Source organism: Nostoc sp. UHCC 0252 (genome assembly GCF_034931145.1).
In the GTDB taxonomy this organism is placed as follows: domain Bacteria; phylum Cyanobacteriota; class Cyanobacteriia; order Cyanobacteriales; family Nostocaceae; genus Nostoc.
The window spans coordinates 34,360-53,392 of the sequence record NZ_JAYGHE010000035.1; the positions used below are offsets into that span (position 1 = coordinate 34,360).

17 protein-coding genes and 1 tRNA gene are annotated in these 19,033 nt (G+C 41.8%); 9 read left to right on the forward strand and 9 right to left on the reverse strand.

Annotated elements, in window-relative coordinates:
- The first annotated feature begins 136 nt into the window (after positions 1-136).
- The 5 genes from VB732_RS19550 to VB732_RS19570 all read left to right on the forward strand — a co-directional run bounded on the left by VB732_RS19550 (position 137) and on the right by VB732_RS19570 (position 5,183).
- Positions 137-556, forward strand: coding sequence for a fasciclin domain-containing protein (locus VB732_RS19550; protein WP_323232566.1), 420 nt, complete (start codon positions 137-139; stop codon positions 554-556).
- A 461-nt stretch (positions 557-1,017) separates the two neighbouring features.
- Positions 1,018-1,479, forward strand: coding sequence for a tRNA (cytidine(34)-2'-O)-methyltransferase (locus VB732_RS19555; RefSeq protein ID WP_323232567.1), 462 nt, complete (start codon positions 1,018-1,020; stop codon positions 1,477-1,479).
- Between the two features lie 789 nt (positions 1,480-2,268).
- Positions 2,269-4,590: a peptidoglycan DD-metalloendopeptidase family protein gene (locus tag VB732_RS19560; protein ID WP_323232568.1), complete on the forward strand. Its 2,322-nt coding sequence runs from the start codon at positions 2,269-2,271 to the stop codon at positions 4,588-4,590.
- Positions 4,591-4,755: 165 nt separating this feature from the next.
- Positions 4,756-4,829 (forward strand) — tRNA-Met (locus VB732_RS19565).
- A gap of 135 nt (positions 4,830-4,964) precedes the next feature.
- Positions 4,965-5,183 carry an Arm DNA-binding domain-containing protein gene (locus VB732_RS19570; protein ID WP_323232569.1) on the forward strand — a complete coding sequence of 73 codons (219 nt, stop codon included), beginning with the start codon at positions 4,965-4,967 and terminating at the stop codon, positions 5,181-5,183.
- 154 nt (positions 5,184-5,337) lie between these two features.
- Here VB732_RS19570 and VB732_RS19575 read toward each other — a convergent pair whose 3' ends face one another.
- The 3 genes from VB732_RS19575 to VB732_RS19585 all read right to left on the reverse strand — a co-directional run bounded on the left by VB732_RS19575 (position 5,338) and on the right by VB732_RS19585 (position 8,372).
- Positions 5,338-5,724, reverse strand: coding sequence for a type II toxin-antitoxin system VapC family toxin (locus tag VB732_RS19575; RefSeq protein WP_323232570.1), 387 nt, complete (start codon positions 5,722-5,724; stop codon positions 5,338-5,340).
- A complete protein-coding gene (locus VB732_RS19580) occupies positions 5,724-6,002 on the reverse strand; it encodes a hypothetical protein (RefSeq protein WP_323232571.1) in 279 nt (92 codons plus the stop codon). Before VB732_RS19580 ends, VB732_RS19575 begins: the two co-directional genes overlap by 1 nt.
- A 195-nt stretch (positions 6,003-6,197) precedes the next feature.
- Entirely contained in the window at positions 6,198-8,372 is a 2,175-nt protein-coding gene (locus tag VB732_RS19585; RefSeq protein ID WP_323232572.1) for an amylo-alpha-1,6-glucosidase, read from the reverse strand.
- A gap of 131 nt (positions 8,373-8,503) precedes the next feature.
- On the opposite strand from VB732_RS19585, the gene VB732_RS19590 reads away from it, so the two are divergent.
- The 3 genes from VB732_RS19590 (at position 8,504) to VB732_RS19600 (ending at position 10,533) form a co-directional block, all read left to right on the forward strand.
- A complete protein-coding gene (locus VB732_RS19590; protein WP_069068387.1) occupies positions 8,504-9,115 on the forward strand; it encodes a peroxiredoxin in 612 nt (203 codons plus the stop codon).
- Positions 9,116-9,269: 154 nt separating this feature from the next.
- Positions 9,270-9,806 (forward strand): peroxiredoxin, encoded by a 537-nt coding sequence (locus tag VB732_RS19595; protein ID WP_323232573.1) that lies wholly within the window; start codon positions 9,270-9,272, stop codon positions 9,804-9,806.
- Positions 9,807-9,867: 61 nt separating this feature from the next.
- Positions 9,868-10,533: a glutathione S-transferase family protein gene (locus VB732_RS19600; protein WP_323232600.1), complete on the forward strand. Its 666-nt coding sequence runs from the start codon at positions 9,868-9,870 to the stop codon at positions 10,531-10,533.
- Between the two features lie 46 nt (positions 10,534-10,579).
- Here VB732_RS19600 and VB732_RS19605 read toward each other — a convergent pair whose 3' ends face one another.
- The 5 genes from VB732_RS19605 to VB732_RS19625 form a co-directional block, all read right to left on the reverse strand.
- The gene (locus tag VB732_RS19605) at positions 10,580-11,599 is read right to left on the reverse strand and encodes a DnaJ C-terminal domain-containing protein (protein ID WP_323232574.1); all 1,020 of its coding nucleotides are present in this window, start codon (positions 11,597-11,599) and stop codon (positions 10,580-10,582) included.
- 118 nt (positions 11,600-11,717) lie between these two features.
- Positions 11,718-12,329, reverse strand: a complete 612-nt coding sequence (locus VB732_RS19610) for an AAA family ATPase (protein WP_323232575.1) — start codon at positions 12,327-12,329, stop codon at positions 11,718-11,720.
- Between the two features lie 54 nt (positions 12,330-12,383).
- Entirely contained in the window at positions 12,384-13,673 is a 1,290-nt protein-coding gene (locus tag VB732_RS19615; protein ID WP_323232576.1) for a glucose-1-phosphate adenylyltransferase, read from the reverse strand.
- A 637-nt stretch (positions 13,674-14,310) separates the two neighbouring features.
- Complete coding sequence (locus VB732_RS19620) at positions 14,311-14,547, reverse strand: hypothetical protein (RefSeq protein ID WP_323232577.1); 237 nt, start codon at positions 14,545-14,547, stop codon at positions 14,311-14,313.
- A 76-nt stretch (positions 14,548-14,623) separates the two neighbouring features.
- Positions 14,624-18,067: a caspase family protein gene (locus VB732_RS19625; protein ID WP_323232578.1), complete on the reverse strand. Its 3,444-nt coding sequence runs from the start codon at positions 18,065-18,067 to the stop codon at positions 14,624-14,626.
- A gap of 146 nt (positions 18,068-18,213) precedes the next feature.
- On the opposite strand from VB732_RS19625, the gene VB732_RS19630 reads away from it, so the two are divergent.
- Positions 18,214-18,585 (forward strand): CU044_2847 family protein, encoded by a 372-nt coding sequence (locus VB732_RS19630; RefSeq protein WP_323232579.1) that lies wholly within the window; start codon positions 18,214-18,216, stop codon positions 18,583-18,585.
- A 43-nt stretch (positions 18,586-18,628) separates the two neighbouring features.
- Here VB732_RS19630 and VB732_RS19635 read toward each other — a convergent pair whose 3' ends face one another.
- Positions 18,629-18,925, reverse strand: a complete 297-nt coding sequence (locus VB732_RS19635) for a hypothetical protein (RefSeq protein ID WP_323232580.1) — start codon at positions 18,923-18,925, stop codon at positions 18,629-18,631.
- Between the last annotated feature and the right edge of the window lie 108 nt (positions 18,926-19,033).

Below are 19,033 nucleotides of genomic sequence, written 5' to 3' on the forward strand. Positions count from 1 at the left end.
GTCATTCCCCAGTGTAGCAGTACTGATAAATCTGCTGCTTTATATTTAATTAATCGCCAGCACCTCTCTATTGATAGAGGCTAAGAACTTTCAGTCAATTTATAAGTTACTTATAATACTACCTGACACATAACTTATGGCTGACCTTCTGGAAACTGCTCTCAGTGCGGGAAACTTCAATACTCTGGTGAAGGCTGCTAAAGCTGCAAATCTCCTAGAAATTCTTAAGAGTCCTGGTTCTTTCACAGTATTTGCACCAACTGACGAAGCCTTTGCCAATCTGCCAGAAGGAACTTTAGATTCGCTACTCAAAGATATCCCCAAGCTTCAGAAAGTTGTGGCGTATCATGTCGCTAGTGGGGATGTTAGGTCTGATGATTTGCTACAGATTAATGAGGCAGAAACCTTAGAGGGGTCAATTGTAGGCATTGAATCTGCCGACGGCAAAATTAAGGTGAATAACGCGAATATTCTCAAAACAGACATTTTGGCAGACAATGGCGTGATCCATGTTATTGATGCGGTGTTGATGCCTGCAATGGTAGCAGGGAGTTAAGAGTAGGGGAGTAGGTTAGGACTGACGCATAACAATAGCCGAAAAGAAAATTTTCTTTTTAAGACAATTCATAAATTGCCTCTACAGATATAGTTTTGCGTAAGTCCTAGTTTTATAGGTGAGAAGTTGCAGTAAGTCATTACCTTTTTTACCTCCCATGCCTTCTGCCTCTTTCCTACTCCTGTCAGCATCTCATGTCTTTAACAATGCTGACTTTATGGGAGACACTAGCCCTAAAAAATACAAGCACTTAGGTTTTCTACACAAAACTTAATATTTACCAATTTTAGCTAAATATCCTCTCAGGCATTGCTCTGGGAGGGTTTGTGTTATTGTTTTAAAAATCTAATCGATAGATGATGCTTGATTATTATTAACAAAACCTATGAATAGCCTCTACCCTTTGGTAGATTTAACATTAAGAATAAATTTTTTTATACAATACGCAGATTATACGGACAATGCCCCAGGTAGTTTTAGTTAACCCACAAATTCCTCCTAATACAGGTAATATTGCCCGTACTTGTGCCGCAACAGGTACGGAGTTGCATTTAGTAGGGCCCTTGGGATTTGAAATTAGCGATCGCTACCTCAAAAGAGCCGGATTGGATTACTGGCCTTATGTCAAGCTGCATTATCATGAATCCCTAGAAGCCTTTAAAATCGTACATCAAGAGCGTGGTGGCAGATGGCTAGGTTATACCGTTGGTGGGAATTGTAGTTACGTCAGCTTTCAATTTCAAGCCGATGATTGGCTACTTTTTGGTAGTGAAACTACAGGTTTACCACCAACAATTTTGTCAGATTGCGATGCTACTCTGTATATTCCCATGAGCCAACCAGGGGTTCGCAGCTTGAATCTGTCAGTGAGTGTGGCAATTGGCTTATTTGAAACCCGTCGTCAGTTAGGCTATCTACAATAGTTGTTTACCTTCACAGTTATAAGTATATTTACTTACAGAACCCACAGATATCTATCTCAATAAGAGAATTGTGGCAGCGAAGATTTTTTGTTTACGGCAAAATATGTAAAAGAATATACTATAAATTGGTTTTATTCGCTAATTGTAGTGGAAGATACTTACAAAGAAAGGAAGGTTGTTATAAGAAATTTATATATAAAACTTGAGATAATGCCAAATTTGAATGATAGATTTTGATGAATTTGAAGCATCTTCAAAGAGGAACAAAAAGGCTAAAGTCCAGTCATGTACTGCACTTGAGCTTTTTAGCTCGAAAGACGCTCGAAAGCAACTAAAAAGTAGCCCATAGTTAATACGGTTGTTTTTTAGGGAATAATCAACGTAAAGTCTCGTGTTGAGAAGACTGATTGGGTAGAAATATCTTGAAGATATCTACAGCAGGGGGCATAACTTTTCCAGGGGTCGCAGCATTTTAATTCTCAGCAGCGACTATGGACTTGGCAAATCATTTGTCTAGTCCCCGTGATTGACGCAAGACAAGCGCGGATAATGGTAAAGAGTAAAACGTCCTAAGTGGTGTTAGGAGTGGTTCGGACAAGTAGACATAGCAAACTTTAAGTTTTGCTAATACAAGTAAACTTGTCTAAATCAGAGAAGCAGGTTAATCTTGCGTAAGCATCTCTGGTGAATGTGATCTTGATCTATCATTTGTTGTGATCTAAATCATTGACTAGTATCCAACTGAAAAATCAAGGTCAGTTAAGCGCTAGTGATCATAGGAGGTCGTCTTTGAAACGAGCATTAAAAAAGAGAGTAAAAGCTGTGTTGAACAATAACCCCAACAGCGATGATGCCCCGGTAGAACTGCTAAATGTGATGAATCCAAAAGTTAACCGCCGGGTGCGGACAAAAGCCGCCATGATTGGCTTGGCAATCTCTATGGGAGCAACCAGCCTTTTGGTGACTCGACAAAGCGATCAAGCCCAAGCAGCAGTGCCAGTAGGCAGCCAAAAGGCAACAACGATTCCTGCTGTTCCTGACACTGAGGTGAAATTCGCCTCCACAAAGCTGGAGTCCCAAGCAGTCTCATCAGCGAGCGTGCCGGAAAATCCTGTGATCGTGGAACCAACGGCAGTCTCACAAGTGCCTGGGCTTGAAGCTAAATGGCAAGTCGCGGCAAATGGAATGTCTTTGCAACTTCCAGCATCAGAAACATTTTCCCCAGCAACAGCGAGTTATAAAAATTCCACCAACCTGAAGCCGCAAGTGGCACAAGGATTGAACAACACATTAGCTGAGACTAGTTTCCCAACAGTCAATAATTTGTCCGACTATAGTACTGATGGTGTTGGCAGTACAAACGTATTATTGGATGCCCAGCCACAAACAGTAGCAACATCTGGTGCAGTCAACAGTGAAATAAATGCACAACTTAAGGCGCAGCAAGAGTTTGCACTGAATCGCTTACAAGAAAAATCTAATCGATTAAGAAAAAGTTTGGCGCAGTTGCAGTCTGGAGAGACTGAAAACTTATCACAAGCTGATATTGGTTTAGCGCAGGCGACGACTGGAGTTGAGAAAACTGCATTAGCCCAGCCCATTACTTCTGACGATGCAAGCAAAGCGAACTTGATATCGAAGTTAAAACAGAAGAATCAAACGAGCGCAATTGTACCAGTACCAGCAACACCAACAGTTGTTGCGTCCTCGGCTCGAACCACCTACGAAGTTAAGCCTGGAGATACACTAGCAGCGATCGCCAGCAGATACAATACTTCAGTATCGGAACTAGTTAAGGCAAATAGCCTCAATAATCCAAATGAACTGAAAATTAGTCAACAACTAATTATTCCTGCCGGTCAAGTTGAGGTAACTGTAGCAAGTCAACCCACTATAGTGGCTCAACCCACTGTAGCGAGTCAACCTACTTTTGTAGAGTCCAACAAAACTCCAAAAGTAGCTACCTCTCCTATGAACATCGGTAGTGCCAACTCCTATCTACCTACTCCTCAATCACCTCCTATTGCCGATAATAGCAGCGTTGCCGCCCCTACACCGGTAATTGCGAACAATGAGATTCAGGCAAATAGTACCACCGAGTTAGAAGTAGCTCCTACCGCTCCTAAGTCTTATGGTGTTGGTGGTGACATTCCAGTGCCAACAGCTTTTGCCCAAATGCAACAGCCTAAAACACCAGCAAATAGGATAGCAAGGGGAAACAACAATGACCGTTTGCGGGGCTTGCAAGCGGAAATTCAAAGATTACAGCAGAAATATCGCGCTCAACAGGCTGGTAATTTAGTTGTGCCAGCAGCTAGCGAAGTTAATAATGCTGCAATGCTTACTCCTGTTTCTACGCCTAATGTCCCAGTACCTAACACTGTGGCTCGTTCAAATAGTGTAGCAATACCAATTCCAGTTCCTACACCTATTAGAGCTACCTATAGCGCTCAACCAATTAAGCCCCAATTCCGTACAACTGTACGTCCTACAGAAGCGGTAAATCCAGAGTTCTTGCCTAATCTCGGTTCTGCTAGTCAATGGACTCCTGCTCGCACTCAATCTGCCACAAGAGTTGCAACTCCTTCTGGAAGAGTAAATGCCTCTGACTCTTTAGGAAAGATGCGAGGAACCACAGTTACTCCACAGATATTACCGCCTTTGGCAGCAGTGGATCAGTATTTGCCCAGACCAATTGACGAACTTACACCTCCTCCATCTTCCTCAACCGTAGCTCACACATGGCCGGCAAAAGGTACTCTTACCTCTGGTTATGGCTGGCGTTGGGGTAGAATGCACAAAGGAATTGACATTGCTAACTCCACTGGTACGCCAGTTGTCGCCTCAGCAGAGGGTACGATAGAAAAAGCAGGCTGGAATAATGGTGGTTATGGCAACTTAGTCGAAATCCGCCATCCTGATGGCAGCACGACTCGTTATGCTCATAACAGCAAAATTCTCGTGCAACCTGGTCAGCAGGTGAATCAAGGAGAAACAATTGCTTTAATGGGTAGCACCGGTCACAGTACTGGCCCACACACCCACTTTGAAATCCATAAATCAGGCAAGGGTGCTGTTAACCCAATAGCGATGTTGCCTGATCGCATATAATTTCTTGGCTTTCTGTAACTAAGTTATACCTTGTTAATTGAGGGAGTTTACCTCCCTCTTTTGCCTTTCATGACCTTAACAGGAATGAAAGCTGTAAGAAATTTGCAAAAGGGCTAGTCTTGAGCAAATTTGTATGCTACACTAGTCTATGATTTGAAGATACATGGCTCAGTAGCTCAGTTGGTTAGAGCGCGGGACTCATAAGCCTGAGGTCGTTGGTTCAATTCCAACCTGAGCCACTTTAAAAGAATGATTATATTAAGAGTTTCAGCTTCTGTACATTGGTGATCATAGAAGCTGAATCTTTGTTTTAACTCTCCTTTGACTATCCAATGACTATGAAATGACTATGATCATTCAACAGCGTGATAGTCATGAAAGTTGGAATTGAAGCCTTGCAAGGTCGTTTAAGATTAAGATTTCCTAGAGTTCTGCTCAATGGTAATCAGAAATACTTATCTTTGAATTTAGCTGACACTCCCGAAAATAGAGTGGTTGTTGAAATTAAGGCGCATCAAGCTGAGTTAGATATCCTATCTGGTCATTTTGATGACAATTATAATTTAATGATGCTCATCCTTAAACTATACTGATAAAGTAGGCAGACTTAAGAGCAAATACTCTGACAAAATTGCGATGTCTACGACGGGCTACGCCTACGCACCAAAAAACAATTAGCAAAATGAAGTAAACCTGTAGCAGTTATTCTAGAGAAAGCTAGAGTTCTGAAGTTTTGGCATATTTGAGCTACCCGAAATCATCAGAGAATAATGGCACATTATAAAATTTAAACTTTTGGTCTACTGTAATTATTGTTAAACCTTCTACCAAAGCTTGAGCAATTAACATCCTATCAAAAGGATCTTTATGGTGTAGAGGCAAATCAGCAACCTTTATTCCATGTGCCAATGTCATAGACAAAATCTCAAACTGACTGAAGCGCAAAGCCTCCTCCAAATTACCAGGAGCAATTAACTTTCCTAAAGACTGTTTAATTGAAATCTCCCAAGCACTAATCGCACTGACGAAAATTACATTTTCAGGATTAGCAATTATTTTTCGCACCCGATCTGACAATTTAGAATCATTTTCTAAAAACCACAATAAAATATGAGTATCTAACAAAAAACTCACTACTCATCCCCATAAAACGCTGCAATTACTTCTTCTGGAGTCTCATCAAAATCATTAGCAATCTTAACTTTTCCCTGCCAAAAACCCGCAATTCTTGGCTTTAAGGCATCATTTAAATCAACTTTAGTAACTGTAGGGTCAGGTTGAGTCAAAGGCAAAACTTTTGCCAAAGGGACACCCTGATGAGTTAGGGTAACTTCAACATTATTTTGGATATCTGACAATAAATCAGCTAAATTATCAGATAAGTCAGCAATATCAAAAGTTTTTGGTGACATTTGGCTTATGCTCTCCTGATTATCAGCATTATAACCAATAAAATCTAGCCTCACTGAAGATGAATTTGAATAGTATTGGACGATGAATAATGATTAAAAAATATCAAAAGTGTTAATCGTTAACACGGTAAATAATTATTTAAAAACGGCTCAGTTCCCTGTTGCCACAACTCCAGCCAATCATAAAATTACAAATTATTTTTGTATGTGGCGAATTACTTCAGCAACTGAGCAAGCTTGAGCGATCGCACCTCTGGGTGTATGAGGTGCATCACCATCAAATATCTCAGAAATAGAACCAAGACAACCGCTAGATAAGAAGTGATCTAGCAGAGGTTGCCAATCAAAAGGCAGCGATTGTTGTGGATAAAAACGTTGCCAAGCCCGAATATATGGCCCAATTAGCCAAGCCCAAACAGTGCCTTGGTGGTAAGCGCGATCGCGTTGCTCTTGATTACCCTCATATCTGCCTTTGTATTCAGGATCTCCTGGATCGAGGCTACGAAGACCATAAGGGGTAAGTAAGCTGATAGTTGCCAAATCTAGTACCTGACATCCTTGCTGTACAGAAAAGCCACAATGATGCAGCGACAGCGCTAAAACCGCATTGGGACGAATTTGAAAATTCCGGCGATCGTCCGGCTCAATAGTATCGTACAAATAACCCAGCTGAGGATTCCAGAACTTTTGCAACGAGGTTTTAACCTTTTGTGCTTGTAAAGCATAACGCTGTGCTTGCTTAGTGAGACGCACGGGATCGCCAAAATTAAGCTGGCTTAAGCGTTCTGCCCACTGACTCAGCCAACATAAAGCTGAATACCACAGCGCATTGATTTCCACTGGCTTACCGTAACGCGGAGTAACAGGGTGTGCCCCAATTACTACATCCATCCAAGTGAGGGCTACACCACGAGCATCCCAACTAATTAGCCCATCAATAGCATCAACTTGGATATTGTAGTGTGTACCACCAACAAAGGCTTTGTGGATTTGTTGGACTATGGGGAATTGCTCTGCCAAAAACTCCCAGTCTTCAGTCGCTTCTAAATAAAGCCCTAAAGTTTCAATCCACCACAGCGCCGCATCAATGCTGTTATAAAGTGGTTCACCATCGGCATCAGGAAAGGCATTAGGCATCAAACCGTGGCGACAGTAATGCCCAAAACTCCGTAATACTTTTTTTGCCAGTTCAAAGCGCTGTGGAACTAGTGCCAACCCAGGTAAGGCGATTAATATGTCGCGTCCTCGCTCATTAAACCAGTGATAACCAGCAATGATTGTGGGGTTGGGGTCTGCAATTGAGGCTCGATAGACGATAAAGCGATCGCTTGCTTTAAGTAGTTGTTGCCAGAGTGGGGAGTGGGGAAGAAGCAGGGGAGCAGGGAGCAGGGAGCAGGGGGAAAATTCCTCTCCTTTACACCCTTCCCTTTGCGTCTCTCGCTCTTCTGCTTCTTTGCCTCCCTCTCTCCATCCAAAAATTTGGGAGAGCCGGTCTTGCTCGGCTTCCACGGCTTCTGCAAAGGTTGCGGAGGTGAGAACACCTGCCATTGAGTCGGGGAAACCTACTCGCGCTTCTAGTGTTACCACATCTCTTGGTTGCAGTGCGACTATCAAGTAACCAGGACTGTAGAGGTCTTCCTTGTCGCCTAATCCTCGTTTTGTCTCCTCAGAAAATCCATAATTCCAATACCAAACTGCATCTGGTTGATATTTGCCTTGCGTCCAGCGCAAGTGCCAAGGGATACCGAAATTGTCTGATTTTTTGGCTTGCAGACAGACTTGCTGTTGTCCAAGCAATTCTGAGAATTGTAATCCTGAACTAGCAGTTTGCTGGTGGTGAAAATCACGTTCTGCTATCAGCAGTCGCAGCCGTAAAATTGCTGTTTCACTTCCGTCATAGCAATATTGGATTAAGGTTCGATCGGATAATTGGGATTGGGCAGAAGAGGCAGAGGGGTGGGGGGAAGGGTGCAGAAGAAAGGAATTTTCCCCCTGCTCCCTGCTCCCTGCTCCCTGCTCCCTGCTCCCCACTAATCCATAAGGCATCACCAATTGCCTGCTTAATTGCCAGTTATCTCGACCCCAAATCCATTTCGGAACTGGGTTAATATCAAAACAACGCAACAGTTCGTAGCCTGTCGGTTCAATCTGACCGTTACCCCAAACATTTGTCCCCAGTGCTACAACGCTCCTGGATACTTCTAAGCTAGCGTCTAGGTGTGAAAACAGCAGAGTTCGCCCAGAAGGTGGGTTTGTAGCGCTAAATAGCCAACCGTGATAAGTGCGTGTGCGGACATCAGAAATTGTTCCACTGGCAAAACTTCCTAAGCCATTGGTAAGCAACCATTCTCTTGTATCTAAATCAGGCATTGGCTACTCAAAATCGTTATGAGTATGATATAGTCGTAACAGATCGTAATTAAACTGTGAGAGCGTGGATGGGCGAGTTTTACTTGACCCGTATTTCAACGCTATTAAACCGATAAAGGAGAATTAGGTTAATGTCCCTTACTTACGGAACCGAAGGAAGCCTCCGCGTTGGCCAACAAGCTCCCGATTTCACAGCAACGGCTGTAGTAGATCAGGAATTTAAGACAATAAAACTTTCCGATTATCGCGGTAAGTATGTCGTCCTATTTTTCTACCCACTAGACTTTACCTTTGTTTGCCCTACTGAAATCACAGCATTTAGCGATCGCTACGAAGAATTCAAGAAAATCAATACCGAAGTCCTTGGGGCTTCCGTTGACAGTGAATTCTCCCACCTAGCTTGGATTCAAACAGATCGGAAGTCTGGTGGTGTTGGCGACTTAAATTATCCTCTAGTCTCAGACATCAAGAAAGAGATTAGCGCCGCTTACAACGTTCTTGATCCAGCAGCTGGTATTGCCTTGCGTGGTCTGTTCATCATCGATAAAGATGGTATCATACAGCACGCTACCATCAACAACCTAGCTTTTGGTCGCAGCGTTGACGAAACCCTGCGGACATTACAAGCAATTCAATATGTTCAATCTCACCCCGATGAAGTTTGCCCAGCTGGTTGGCAACCTGGTGATAAGACAATGAATCCTGATCCAGTGAAGTCTAAAGTTTACTTCTCTGCTGTTTAACTTTCGTTAGCAAACTCTAATCCAAGTTGTTGGAGTTGAGAGCAAAATCAATGAAAACCACAGATAAACAGAGATACACATGAAACAGTGTCAACCTCTGTATGTATCTGTGGTTTTTTATTAAAATAGTATTCAAATAATTAGGGTTAAAAATATGTTGACTTCAACTGATTTTAGTGGCTTATTAAATGAGCGCTTCTTCCGCAATTTTTTACCAGTTCCAGCTAGACATCAACTCAGGTTGGGAGTAGGAACACCTGATTTTCAACTGCCAGATATTACCAACGGAACTTTAGTAAAATTGTCTGATTATAAAGGCAAGCAACCAGTATTACTCGCCTTTACCCGCATCTTTACTGAAAAACAATATTGCCCCTTTTGTTTTCCTCATATCAAAGCCTTGAATGAGAATTATGAGCAGTTTAAAAATCGCGGTATAGAAGTTTTAATGATTACTAGTACCGATGAACGGCAGAGTCAAATTGTTGTGAAGGATTTAGGCTTAAAAATGCCATTGTTGAGCGATCCTAGTTGTCGAGTATTTCATACCTATCAAGTAGGACAAGCACTAGGAGCGCCTTTACCAGCCCAGTTTGTATTAGATAAAGAAGGCAAACTTAACTACTGGCATTTATTCTCTTTTCTGGATCACAATGCTAGTATTGAGACTTTGTTAGAACAATTTAATTGAGTATAAGGTGTAAAATTAATTGGCAATGCCCACCCTACTGATAAAACTGTGAGGTTTTATGGTGTTAACCCTTTACCATTCGCCAATTTCTCCTAACTCCCGCCGTGTTTGGATTACTCTGCTGGAAAAAGGACTTGAATTTGAATTAGTAGATATAAAGCTGGATGGGGAACAGTTTACACCAGAGTTTTTGGCAATTAACCCTTTTCATCACATTCCAGCTTTGGTGGATGATGGCTTTAATGTAGTGGAATCTTTGGCAATTCTGGACTATTTAGAGGCAAAGTACCCCACGCCTGCGATGTTGCCTAAAGATGCCAAGGATTTAGCGATCGCACGCATGGTACAACTGGTAACTGTAAATGAGCTTTTGCCAGCAGCCACGACGTTTTTACCTCAGATATTAGGTTTGCCTGGAGCAGATCCAGAAAAAATCGAGAAGGCACAGCGTAGAATTGCCAGAGTGCTGAAGTTTTTTGAAAATTTATTAGATGATCGCCCTTATTTCGCTAGTCACAACCTCACTCTCGCCGAAGTTGTGGCTGGAACTGTAGTAGATGTACTGCCAAGTGTTGGAATTTCCTTAAGTGAATATCCAAAATTAAATGCTTGGCACGATCGCTTAATTTTACGTCCATCGTGGCAAGCTACCGAGTCTACACCAGAGGCAATGGAAGCGTTTAAGTCTGTTATTGTAGCGAGAAATACGCGACAAACTCAGACCTAATCAATGTAGAAACGGTAAAATTTACCGTTTCTACAATTCGAAATTTTCACAGCTTGACTTGCTGCAAATGACTGCGGGGATTATAAGTACGTATAGCCCGGATTTTTTCATAATATTCCCGCTCTTGTTGGCTGAGGTCTTTTGGTGGTGCGATCGCCACCTTCACCAACTGATCGCCACGTCCACCCTTGGCAAGAGGCCAACCTTTGCCACGCAAACGCAGCGATTGTCCAGAACGCACTCCGGCTGGTAGTTTGACATTAACTGAACCATCGGGAGTGGGTACATCAATAGACGCTCCCAGCGTAGCTTCATCTGGTGTGATTGCCACTTCACACACCAAGTTATCGCCTTCCATTTGGAAGAACGAGTGGGACTGAAGTTCGACTTTTAAGTATAAATCGCCTCGTTGTTGAGTCATCGGGTTTATTTGACCTTTACCCCGCACACGCAGGCGAGTACCGGGTTTAGCCCCAGATGGGATACGAACATCAATTGTCTCGTTACCTAAACTGAAACGCTTTTGCACACCATTAAATGCTTCTGCAAAAGTTAGGGTGATTATAGCTTCGCTATCCTGGGAAGTACCCGCGCCTGGATCTTGAAACCCATAATCGTTAAAGCCACCAAAACCACTTGTAGCACCTGTAGGAGGGCGATAAGAAGAGTAACTTTGTGAGTAACTTTGCCGCCCACCTCCACCACGAGGCGCAGCACCGCCAAAGCGTCCTAGCAACTCATTAATGAACTCATCAAAATTGCCGTATTGACTGAAGTCAAAGCCACCCATATCAGCACCAACGCCACCGCCGGATGGGAAACCTTCGCCAGCTTGCTTCCAATATTGACCGAATTGGTCATATTTTTTGCGTTTATCTACATCTGAAACAACTTCGTAGGCTTCGCTAACTTCTTTAAAGCGTGCCTCTGCCTGTTTGTTATTTGGGTTGACATCGGGGTGATATTTCCGGGCTAGTTTACGAAAGGCTTGCTTAATCTCGTCTTGAGTGGCAGTCTTACTAACTCCCAAAATTGCGTAATAGTCTTTGAAGTCGGTTGCAGCCATCTACTAGCCTCCTATAGAAATTACTGTTATGTTTTTTTTTAAGATCACAGATATTTAATTGCTAGGTATAGTGCCAAGCAAAAGAATCTGATTTTAAATTAACAAAGAATATAGAAAATCAAGTGTGGTTCTTGCTCACCGTGCGATCGCAATTTCCGTACTCCGATTTTTCTGATAAGCGGATCAGGTTGTCTAGCCCTTCTTCCAGGCTTGGGGGAGCATCCCGGAGTTGACGGTGCATTCGCAAAATAATTTCTTCAGGAACCTGGCGCGATCGCTTTTTATTCCGTGCTAAACACAGCCAGACAGGTGTATCTACCCAAATTGCCGTAATTTGGGTAAAGCCCAATCCCCGGGCTAAAGCAATGACTTCACGGCGATGACGGCGCTGGGCATTGGTAGCGTCAAAAATGGCTGTATTTGCTGTAGAAATAGCTTGTTGAAATTGCCGCTCAATTTCGTGCCAAATCAGCAGCCACGGCCCCTGAAGGGCTTGGGAACCGAACAATTGCCCCCGGATGACATCCGTAGAAATCAGCGACATCTGGGGGCATTCTGCCAGTATTCTTTTTGCAAAAGTTGACTTACCGCTACCTGGAAGACCAATCAGCAAAATGAGTGCTGTTAGCGGGGCGTTTAGCCCGTGCTGAGTGCTGTTAGCGGTAGCGGGGCGTTTAGCCCGTGCTGAGTTAGAAGTTAGGAGTGAAGAGTGATTGGAAGTTTTATTCATAACTCATAACTTATAAATCTTAACTCAGCACTCACAACTCAGCACTCAGCACTATTAAATGATGGTTCCATCGGGAATTACAGCATTTTTCAACACGACAACGATGCCACTGCGGATGTAGAAACCTTGATTTTCGCGTTCAGCCTCTTGCACGTTATCTTTATTAATAATTTTGACATCGTGACCGATGCTGGCGTTTTTATCGATGATGGCACCGCGAATAATCGAGTCAGTACCAATACCTACAGGAACGTCACCTTTTTCTACATTGCATTGGCGTTCCACAGAAGGTTGATAAAAATCTGCACCCATGAGCAAAGATTCTTCGATGACGCAGCCAGATTCAATCCGCGATCGCACTCCCAACACAGAATGTTGAATGCGGCAATTTTTCAAAATGCAACCTTCGCCAATAATTGATTCTGTTACTTGGCAATCTAATAGTTTGCTCGGAGGTAAGTACCGAGCGCGGGTATAAATTGGTGCTTTTTCGTCGTAAAAACTAAAAGGTGGCAGGGGCTGCTGAGTTAGGGCTAGATTGGCATGATAAAATGCCTCAATTGTTCCAATATCTTCCCAGTAATCATCAAAAAGGTAAGCTTGAACGTTGTAATCTTTAGAGGCATCTGGAATAATTTCTTTACCGAAATCAGTCCTTTCTGTACCTTCTCTCAACAACTTGAACAAAACCTCTTTCTTAAAGACATAAATCCCCATTGAGGCGATGTAAGGCTGTTGCTTGGCTTGTTCTTTTGATAATCCCAGTACGCTTGTATCAACTTGCATTTGGGTTAACGCTTCGCCTTTAGGTTTTTCGCTAAAATCAATTACCCTACCGGAGTCATCGATTTTCATCAAACCAAAATCTGAGGCGCGGCGCTCATCTATGGGGATAACTGAGAGAGTAATATCAGCCCCCGTTTCCCTATGGCGCTGGATAAAGTGGCGATAATCCATGCGGTAGAGGTGATCGCCTGAGAGAATTAGATATTCTTCTACATCCCATTCTTCCATTAACCATAGGTACTGACGTACAGCATCGGCTGTACCTTGGAACCAGTTAGGGTTTTCTGGTGTTTGTTGTGCCGCTAGCACTTCCACAAAGCCTTCGTTGAAGCCAGTAAAGTTGTAGGTACGGGCGATATGGCGATTCAGAGAAGCTGAGTTGAATTGTGTCAGGACGTAGATTTTGAATATTTCGGAATTTATGCAGTTACTGACAGGGATATCGATTAAGCGGTACTTCCCCGCTACTGGTACTGCTGGTTTAGCGCGTAGTTTGGTTAGCGGGTAAAGCCGAGTACCCGCGCCACCACCAAGAATGATTGATAAAACTTTTTTCACAAAATTTCTCCCAGCTGCCTTTCAACTCTCACTCTCAGTTTAGGACTGTCTGCCACCACAAGTAAGGGGGATCGTCTGATTCTTTGGGATGAATTTTAGAGAATGCTGGTAGTGTATGGATGATGCTGCTGATAAGTAGAAATATAGAACATTTGTATTAATTGGGATGAAGAATGGGGTGCGATCGCACTTACTACACTTAATGCTGAGAGACATAACTAAATTTCAGGTTATGGTAAAAAACATAAGCTTAAAGAAATTAGACCTCTTGCATAAATGCTTAAATTGTCATATTGAGCGGAGCTAAACAAAGTAGTAAGATTCTTCTGTCCACTGCGTTCCGCTCAGAATGACATTTTTAATTTTTTGACTTTTGCAAGAGGTCTATTTGCTAATAACCCATTTGCTAGTTATGGTTATGGATTAAGGCGATTGCTTGGAGTTAGTTAAGCAATAAAATTTCCTCCAAAAAGAAAAGTATGAGAAGAGTTTACTGAATCAGACAATTGATATCTCTACTGTGGTTAACCACTTTCACTCAGTATTGCTTAGATCATCAGATCGCTACTTATTATAAATTTTACCTTGGGCTTGACTTAGGCTCTCCGATGGGGCCAGAGTGGTTAGTTCCAGGATCTCAGGCGCGCCCAGGGTCGTTAGGGTTGTGAGTTCCAGAATCTTCTGGACGTGTACTGGACACAAATGCAGAGTTACTAGCGACAGGAGGTTGATCGTTGGTTCCAGGGTTTTTGGTTCCAGGGTCTCCAGGGTTTTTGGTTTCAGGGTCTGGTGTAGGTTTGGGCTTGGGTTTATTTCCTCCAGTATTTTGAGTTTCAGGCTGGGTGGATTTGGAATTAGCATCTAAGTTATCCATCTTTTAAATTCTTATATTTCTATTTCTGAGCATTATTATACAGCTAAATTATGTATTCTTCCATATTAATGACTAGTTATTTTTTAGTATTTTCACAAATCTGACGAACCTCAAAATATTTTTTGCGCGCCTGATCATTATTATTTAAATAGTCTGATAGCCAACTACAGCCTTTTTTTAATAAACTAGCAGTATTTGTCTGGGATATATATTCAGAGTCAGAATCTAAACTCCATACCCTAATAGTTTTGTCACGACTGGCAGTAACAAGCACTTTACCATCATGGCTAAAGCTCAAATCAATTATTTTGTCTTTATGTCGTCCTATAGAATATTGTTTAGTAAGTTTATTATCTTTCCATAGTTGGATGCTTCCATCAATACTGGTGGCTGCAATAGCTTCGTCGTTCGGACTAAATTTTACTTTGTAAGGAGTGTTGGCACTTCTTGTTATGGAGTTTGACCAGTTATCTTTGTCCTTTTCCTTTTGCCAAACTCTAATTGTATTATCATAACTAGCTGAAATAATAGTATTATCATCACGACCAAAAGCTGCATAACTGACTGCGGCATTAAGTGCTAGAAAAGTAGTAATAACCTTGCCATCTTTTGTCAATATTTTAATATGCCCATCATCAGAAGCAGTGACAATCATTTGACCATCATGACTGAATTCTGCACTCCAAACTGTGTTAATTCGATTTTTTGGACTAAGGATACGTGATGGTTTTAATAATTTTGATGAAAGATTATCTATTTTCCATAATCTTACAGTTCCATCATGACTAGTAGAAATAATAGTTTTACCGTCAGGACTAAAATTTACGAAAGGGATACTATTCTCACTTTCTTTAGCAGAATCAAGAAAAGTACCATCTTTTTTCCATAGTTTGACTGTTTTATCGTCACCACCAGAGACAATATATTCACCATTAGGGCTGAAATTCACACTTCGGACAGCACCATCATGTGTCATAGGGAAACGGGTTTTAATTGGAGTACCGTCCATTTTCCAAAGCTTCACAGTTTTATCTTTACTTCCAGAAACAATAAGTGGATCTTTTGGACTGACACTTACACTGCTAACAGAATCTGTATGTCCCTCTAAGCGATTGTGTTCCTGTACGCCATCAATTACTGATTTGAGTCGGTTGAGTACATCAGTATTGTCTATACTTAAATCTTTAAATTGCTTGAGTGCTTGTACACTTGCTATCATTGCCTCAAGTTGATTTCCTGTAGCTAAAAGTTGCTCAGATTTTGCAACTAATGCTCCAGATGCGATCCCATCCCCTTGTTTCTTCTGTACTGTCTGTTGTTGCAGCAGTAGCGCCAATCCCCCACATAAGGCTACAAGTATTGCAGAAGCGATCGCAAATCTAGTTCTTTGTGATTCAGCTTTTGCTTTAGCTTCTGCTTGCTGTTGGAGTTTTTTGGCTTGTTCTAATTCTGCCTGATTTTGGCGATCGCGCCTCTCTAAACTCTTATGCAAAAATTCTGCTTCTAATGGGGTAAGTCTTGGCTGAGTCTTATTTACCCACTCAGAAATTACAGCTAAGTTTGCACCTGCCAACAGTGCATCATCCGATTTCTTAAACCTTTGTAGCCATTCCTGACAATCTTCTTCTAAAGAACGACTAAGACGAATATTCTCCAGATTTTCAGCAATCCAAGTATTTAATAATTTCCATTCAGATAAAAGCGCTTCATGAGCAACTTCAACTGTCTTTTCATCAGTGATAATTAAACGTTGTTGAGAACCTGCTAACAATCCTACAACCTTTTGCAATTGTTGTGGAGAATCTGAAATTGCTTCTAATCTCTCCCAGCTAGCACGCCGCCGCGTCACTTCTCCAGTTTCACCTAGCTGCACCAATTCCATAAACAAGCGACGCGCAAAGGCTTGATCTATAGTTGTTAAACTTTCATACAAAATTGTCGCTCGTTTGTCTAAAGCTCCTTTAACCCCGCCAATTTCTTCATAACCTTTACGAGTTAAAAGCGGCTCTGGCGATTCAGACTCTTCAATGCAAACTCGCCACAATTCTTTAAGCGCATATTGTAGTATGGGTAATGCACCAGGACGGTTGACTACATCAGCGAAAATTTGCGAAACTAAACCATCCTCAAATGTTACACCATGCAATTTTGCTGGTTTTTCAATTGCTTCTTCTAACTCAACAAAAGACATTGGTGTAACGATGAATGATGTGGGAGGAATGCTATTGATGAGAGTAATAATTTCTAAATAGTCAGCACAACGATTTAAGAAATCACCGCGAATTGTCAAAATTATCCGCGTTTCTGCCTCAGTTTTTTTTACTTCCTGGGCTATTAAGCGAATAAAAGCTTTGCGTTCCTCATCATCTTGACAAAGTGTAAATACTTCTTCGAATTGATCGATAAATAATAGATGCGGTTTATTTTGCTGCTGTTGTCGAGCTAAAATATCAACTAATTTACCTAAAGGGTGTTCTCCTGGTGTAAAAGATGCGATCGCCCATTCACTGCTTCCAGGGAGGCGATCGCCTTTCAGTTGCGGCAACAAACCGGCTTTTACTAAAGAAGATTTACCACTACCTGAATAGCCAATTACAGCCAAAAATCGACTCTCTGCTAAACGCGAAATTAAGGTACGAACTGCTTCATCCCGCCCACAAAAATATTGCGCTTGCTCTGATTCAAAAGCATAAAGTCCCCGATAGGGATTTTCCTGCTTGAAAGCAACTTTTTCACCTGTAGGAATATCTGATTGGGGATAAGTTACCAGAGTAATGGAACGTCCCCAACCCATCCGAATCGGCTCTTGTACGGAACCTTTAAGTTCGCTGCTGACAAAATCAAACAAGCGATCGCCACTAATCCGCCTACTGCTACCTACATTGTCAGCCGCCAATCCCTTAACAACTGCACCTGTGAAAATACTATATTCTTCACTCTTAATCACTGCGGCACGTTCAAAGCCACGACAAGCTGTAATTAAGTAATAATCCTTTTGCGAACTGAAAGCGTTAAGAGTTCTTTCTATTAACTGTCTTTCTAAAAAATAGCCGCTATGACAGCAATCGAGTAACATTACCAAACTACTCAATTGCGACTCTCGAATTAAATCATTGAGGCTATCTAGAGGAATACCATATTTTTGCTCAACATTTTCGTTTTCTTTAAATTCAATCTGACAATCGGAACTTGCCAAATATCCCTTTTGTTGCCCCAAATTGTCGGAAATAGTAAAACCGTGTCCGCTAAAATAAATCAACGCTTCATTATTAGCAGCTTGCTCTAGTAAAAAAGTTCTCAAACCTTGGCCAAGTTGAGCGCCGGTAACTTTTGACGCTGCCATTTCATAGCCATTTTTATCTTTGTTCCAGCGCTGTGGTAGTCTTTGCACAGACTGGAAATCACCATATTGCTCTAGGAGTTGCGCGATCGCTTCAGCATCATTTGTAGTCTTGGGTAAACGCGGTAATGATGGGCTGACATACTCGGCGATGCCAATAACAAGCGCGTATCGTGCCATTTAACACACCTTATGTTAGAAAATGCGGAATAATCTTGACAGACACAATGATGGCTGTGTTACTAGAAACAACACCATTTGTTATTTTTCAGCAAGCAAGCTGAAATTTATTCAGATACGTTACAAAACTTTAATCGGGGTAGCTTATGTCAGAAGTACAGCAACTATTTTTCCAAGCAGACGGGGAGATTGAGCAGATTGAGATTAACCTGACTGCTACTGAAATAACTCAGGAAATTGAGGAGGAGGATGATGGCATAGAATACAAGGATGTGCGAACAGATGCGATCGCTCGGATGCAACAAGCTCGGCAAATGATCCGCTCTTATACTATTTATGCTCTTAGTGCTTTTAAAGACTTCAATACTGCTGAGATTGAGGAGGTCAAACTTACATTTGGCATTAAGTTGGGTGGTAAAGCAGGCATTCCTTACATTACCGAAGGTTCAGCTGAAAGTAATCTGCAAATTGAAGTGAAGTGTAAGTTTGCAGAAAAACTAAAATCTGATTCACAGTAACTACAAAAAATTATCTCCACATTGTAAGGGTAGGCAATGCCCATTAAACACCCAACTTCGGTGTATTTATTCTCCTACTAACCAAATGCAATTGCTGCGATCGCTTCAAATACTTCACCCAAGATTGCTCTGACAACTGAGAAATGGCATTTGGTGACAGTGTTGCCGTAAAAATATCTTTGTCACTGGTAACACCACTAACTCCTAAACTTTTTAAAACAGCAATTGCAGCAGAATCTAAAAGTGGTTCAGTATGGATGAAAATCCCCAAACTCTGTTCTTCTGATTGAACTTCATTTAGCGCTGTAGCAAGAGCGGCATCTAATTTCTGATAATTCATCAGTAATTCCTTGGTAAAAAGGGTAGGCAAAAATTGTCTACCCTAACCTATCAAATTTATAGATTTTTATCGCCTACCCTTGTGCAGAAATAATATCTACCTTTCTCA

Coding starts and splice junctions, on each gene's coding strand:
- VB732_RS19595 (WP_323232573.1), top strand. CDS start 9,270: ATGTTGACTTCAACTGATTTTAGTGGCTTATTAAATGAGCGCTTCTTC.
- VB732_RS19605 (WP_323232574.1), bottom strand. CDS start 11,599: ATGGCTGCAACCGACTTCAAAGACTATTACGCAATTTTGGGAGTTAGT.
- VB732_RS19630 (WP_323232579.1), top strand. CDS start 18,214: ATGTCAGAAGTACAGCAACTATTTTTCCAAGCAGACGGGGAGATTGAG.
- VB732_RS19555 (WP_323232567.1), top strand. CDS start 1,018: ATGCCCCAGGTAGTTTTAGTTAACCCACAAATTCCTCCTAATACAGGT.
- VB732_RS19550 (WP_323232566.1), top strand. CDS start 137: ATGGCTGACCTTCTGGAAACTGCTCTCAGTGCGGGAAACTTCAATACT.
- VB732_RS19590 (WP_069068387.1), top strand. CDS start 8,504: ATGTCCCTTACTTACGGAACCGAAGGAAGCCTCCGCGTTGGCCAACAA.
- VB732_RS19635 (WP_323232580.1), bottom strand. CDS start 18,925: ATGAATTATCAGAAATTAGATGCCGCTCTTGCTACAGCGCTAAATGAA.
- VB732_RS19580 (WP_323232571.1), bottom strand. CDS start 6,002: ATGTCACCAAAAACTTTTGATATTGCTGACTTATCTGATAATTTAGCT.
- VB732_RS19570 (WP_323232569.1), top strand. CDS start 4,965: ATGAAAGTTGGAATTGAAGCCTTGCAAGGTCGTTTAAGATTAAGATTT.
- VB732_RS19620 (WP_323232577.1), bottom strand. CDS start 14,547: ATGGATAACTTAGATGCTAATTCCAAATCCACCCAGCCTGAAACTCAA.
- VB732_RS19625 (WP_323232578.1), bottom strand. CDS start 18,067: ATGGCACGATACGCGCTTGTTATTGGCATCGCCGAGTATGTCAGCCCA.
- VB732_RS19610 (WP_323232575.1), bottom strand. CDS start 12,329: ATGAATAAAACTTCCAATCACTCTTCACTCCTAACTTCTAACTCAGCA.
- VB732_RS19585 (WP_323232572.1), bottom strand. CDS start 8,372: ATGCCTGATTTAGATACAAGAGAATGGTTGCTTACCAATGGCTTAGGA.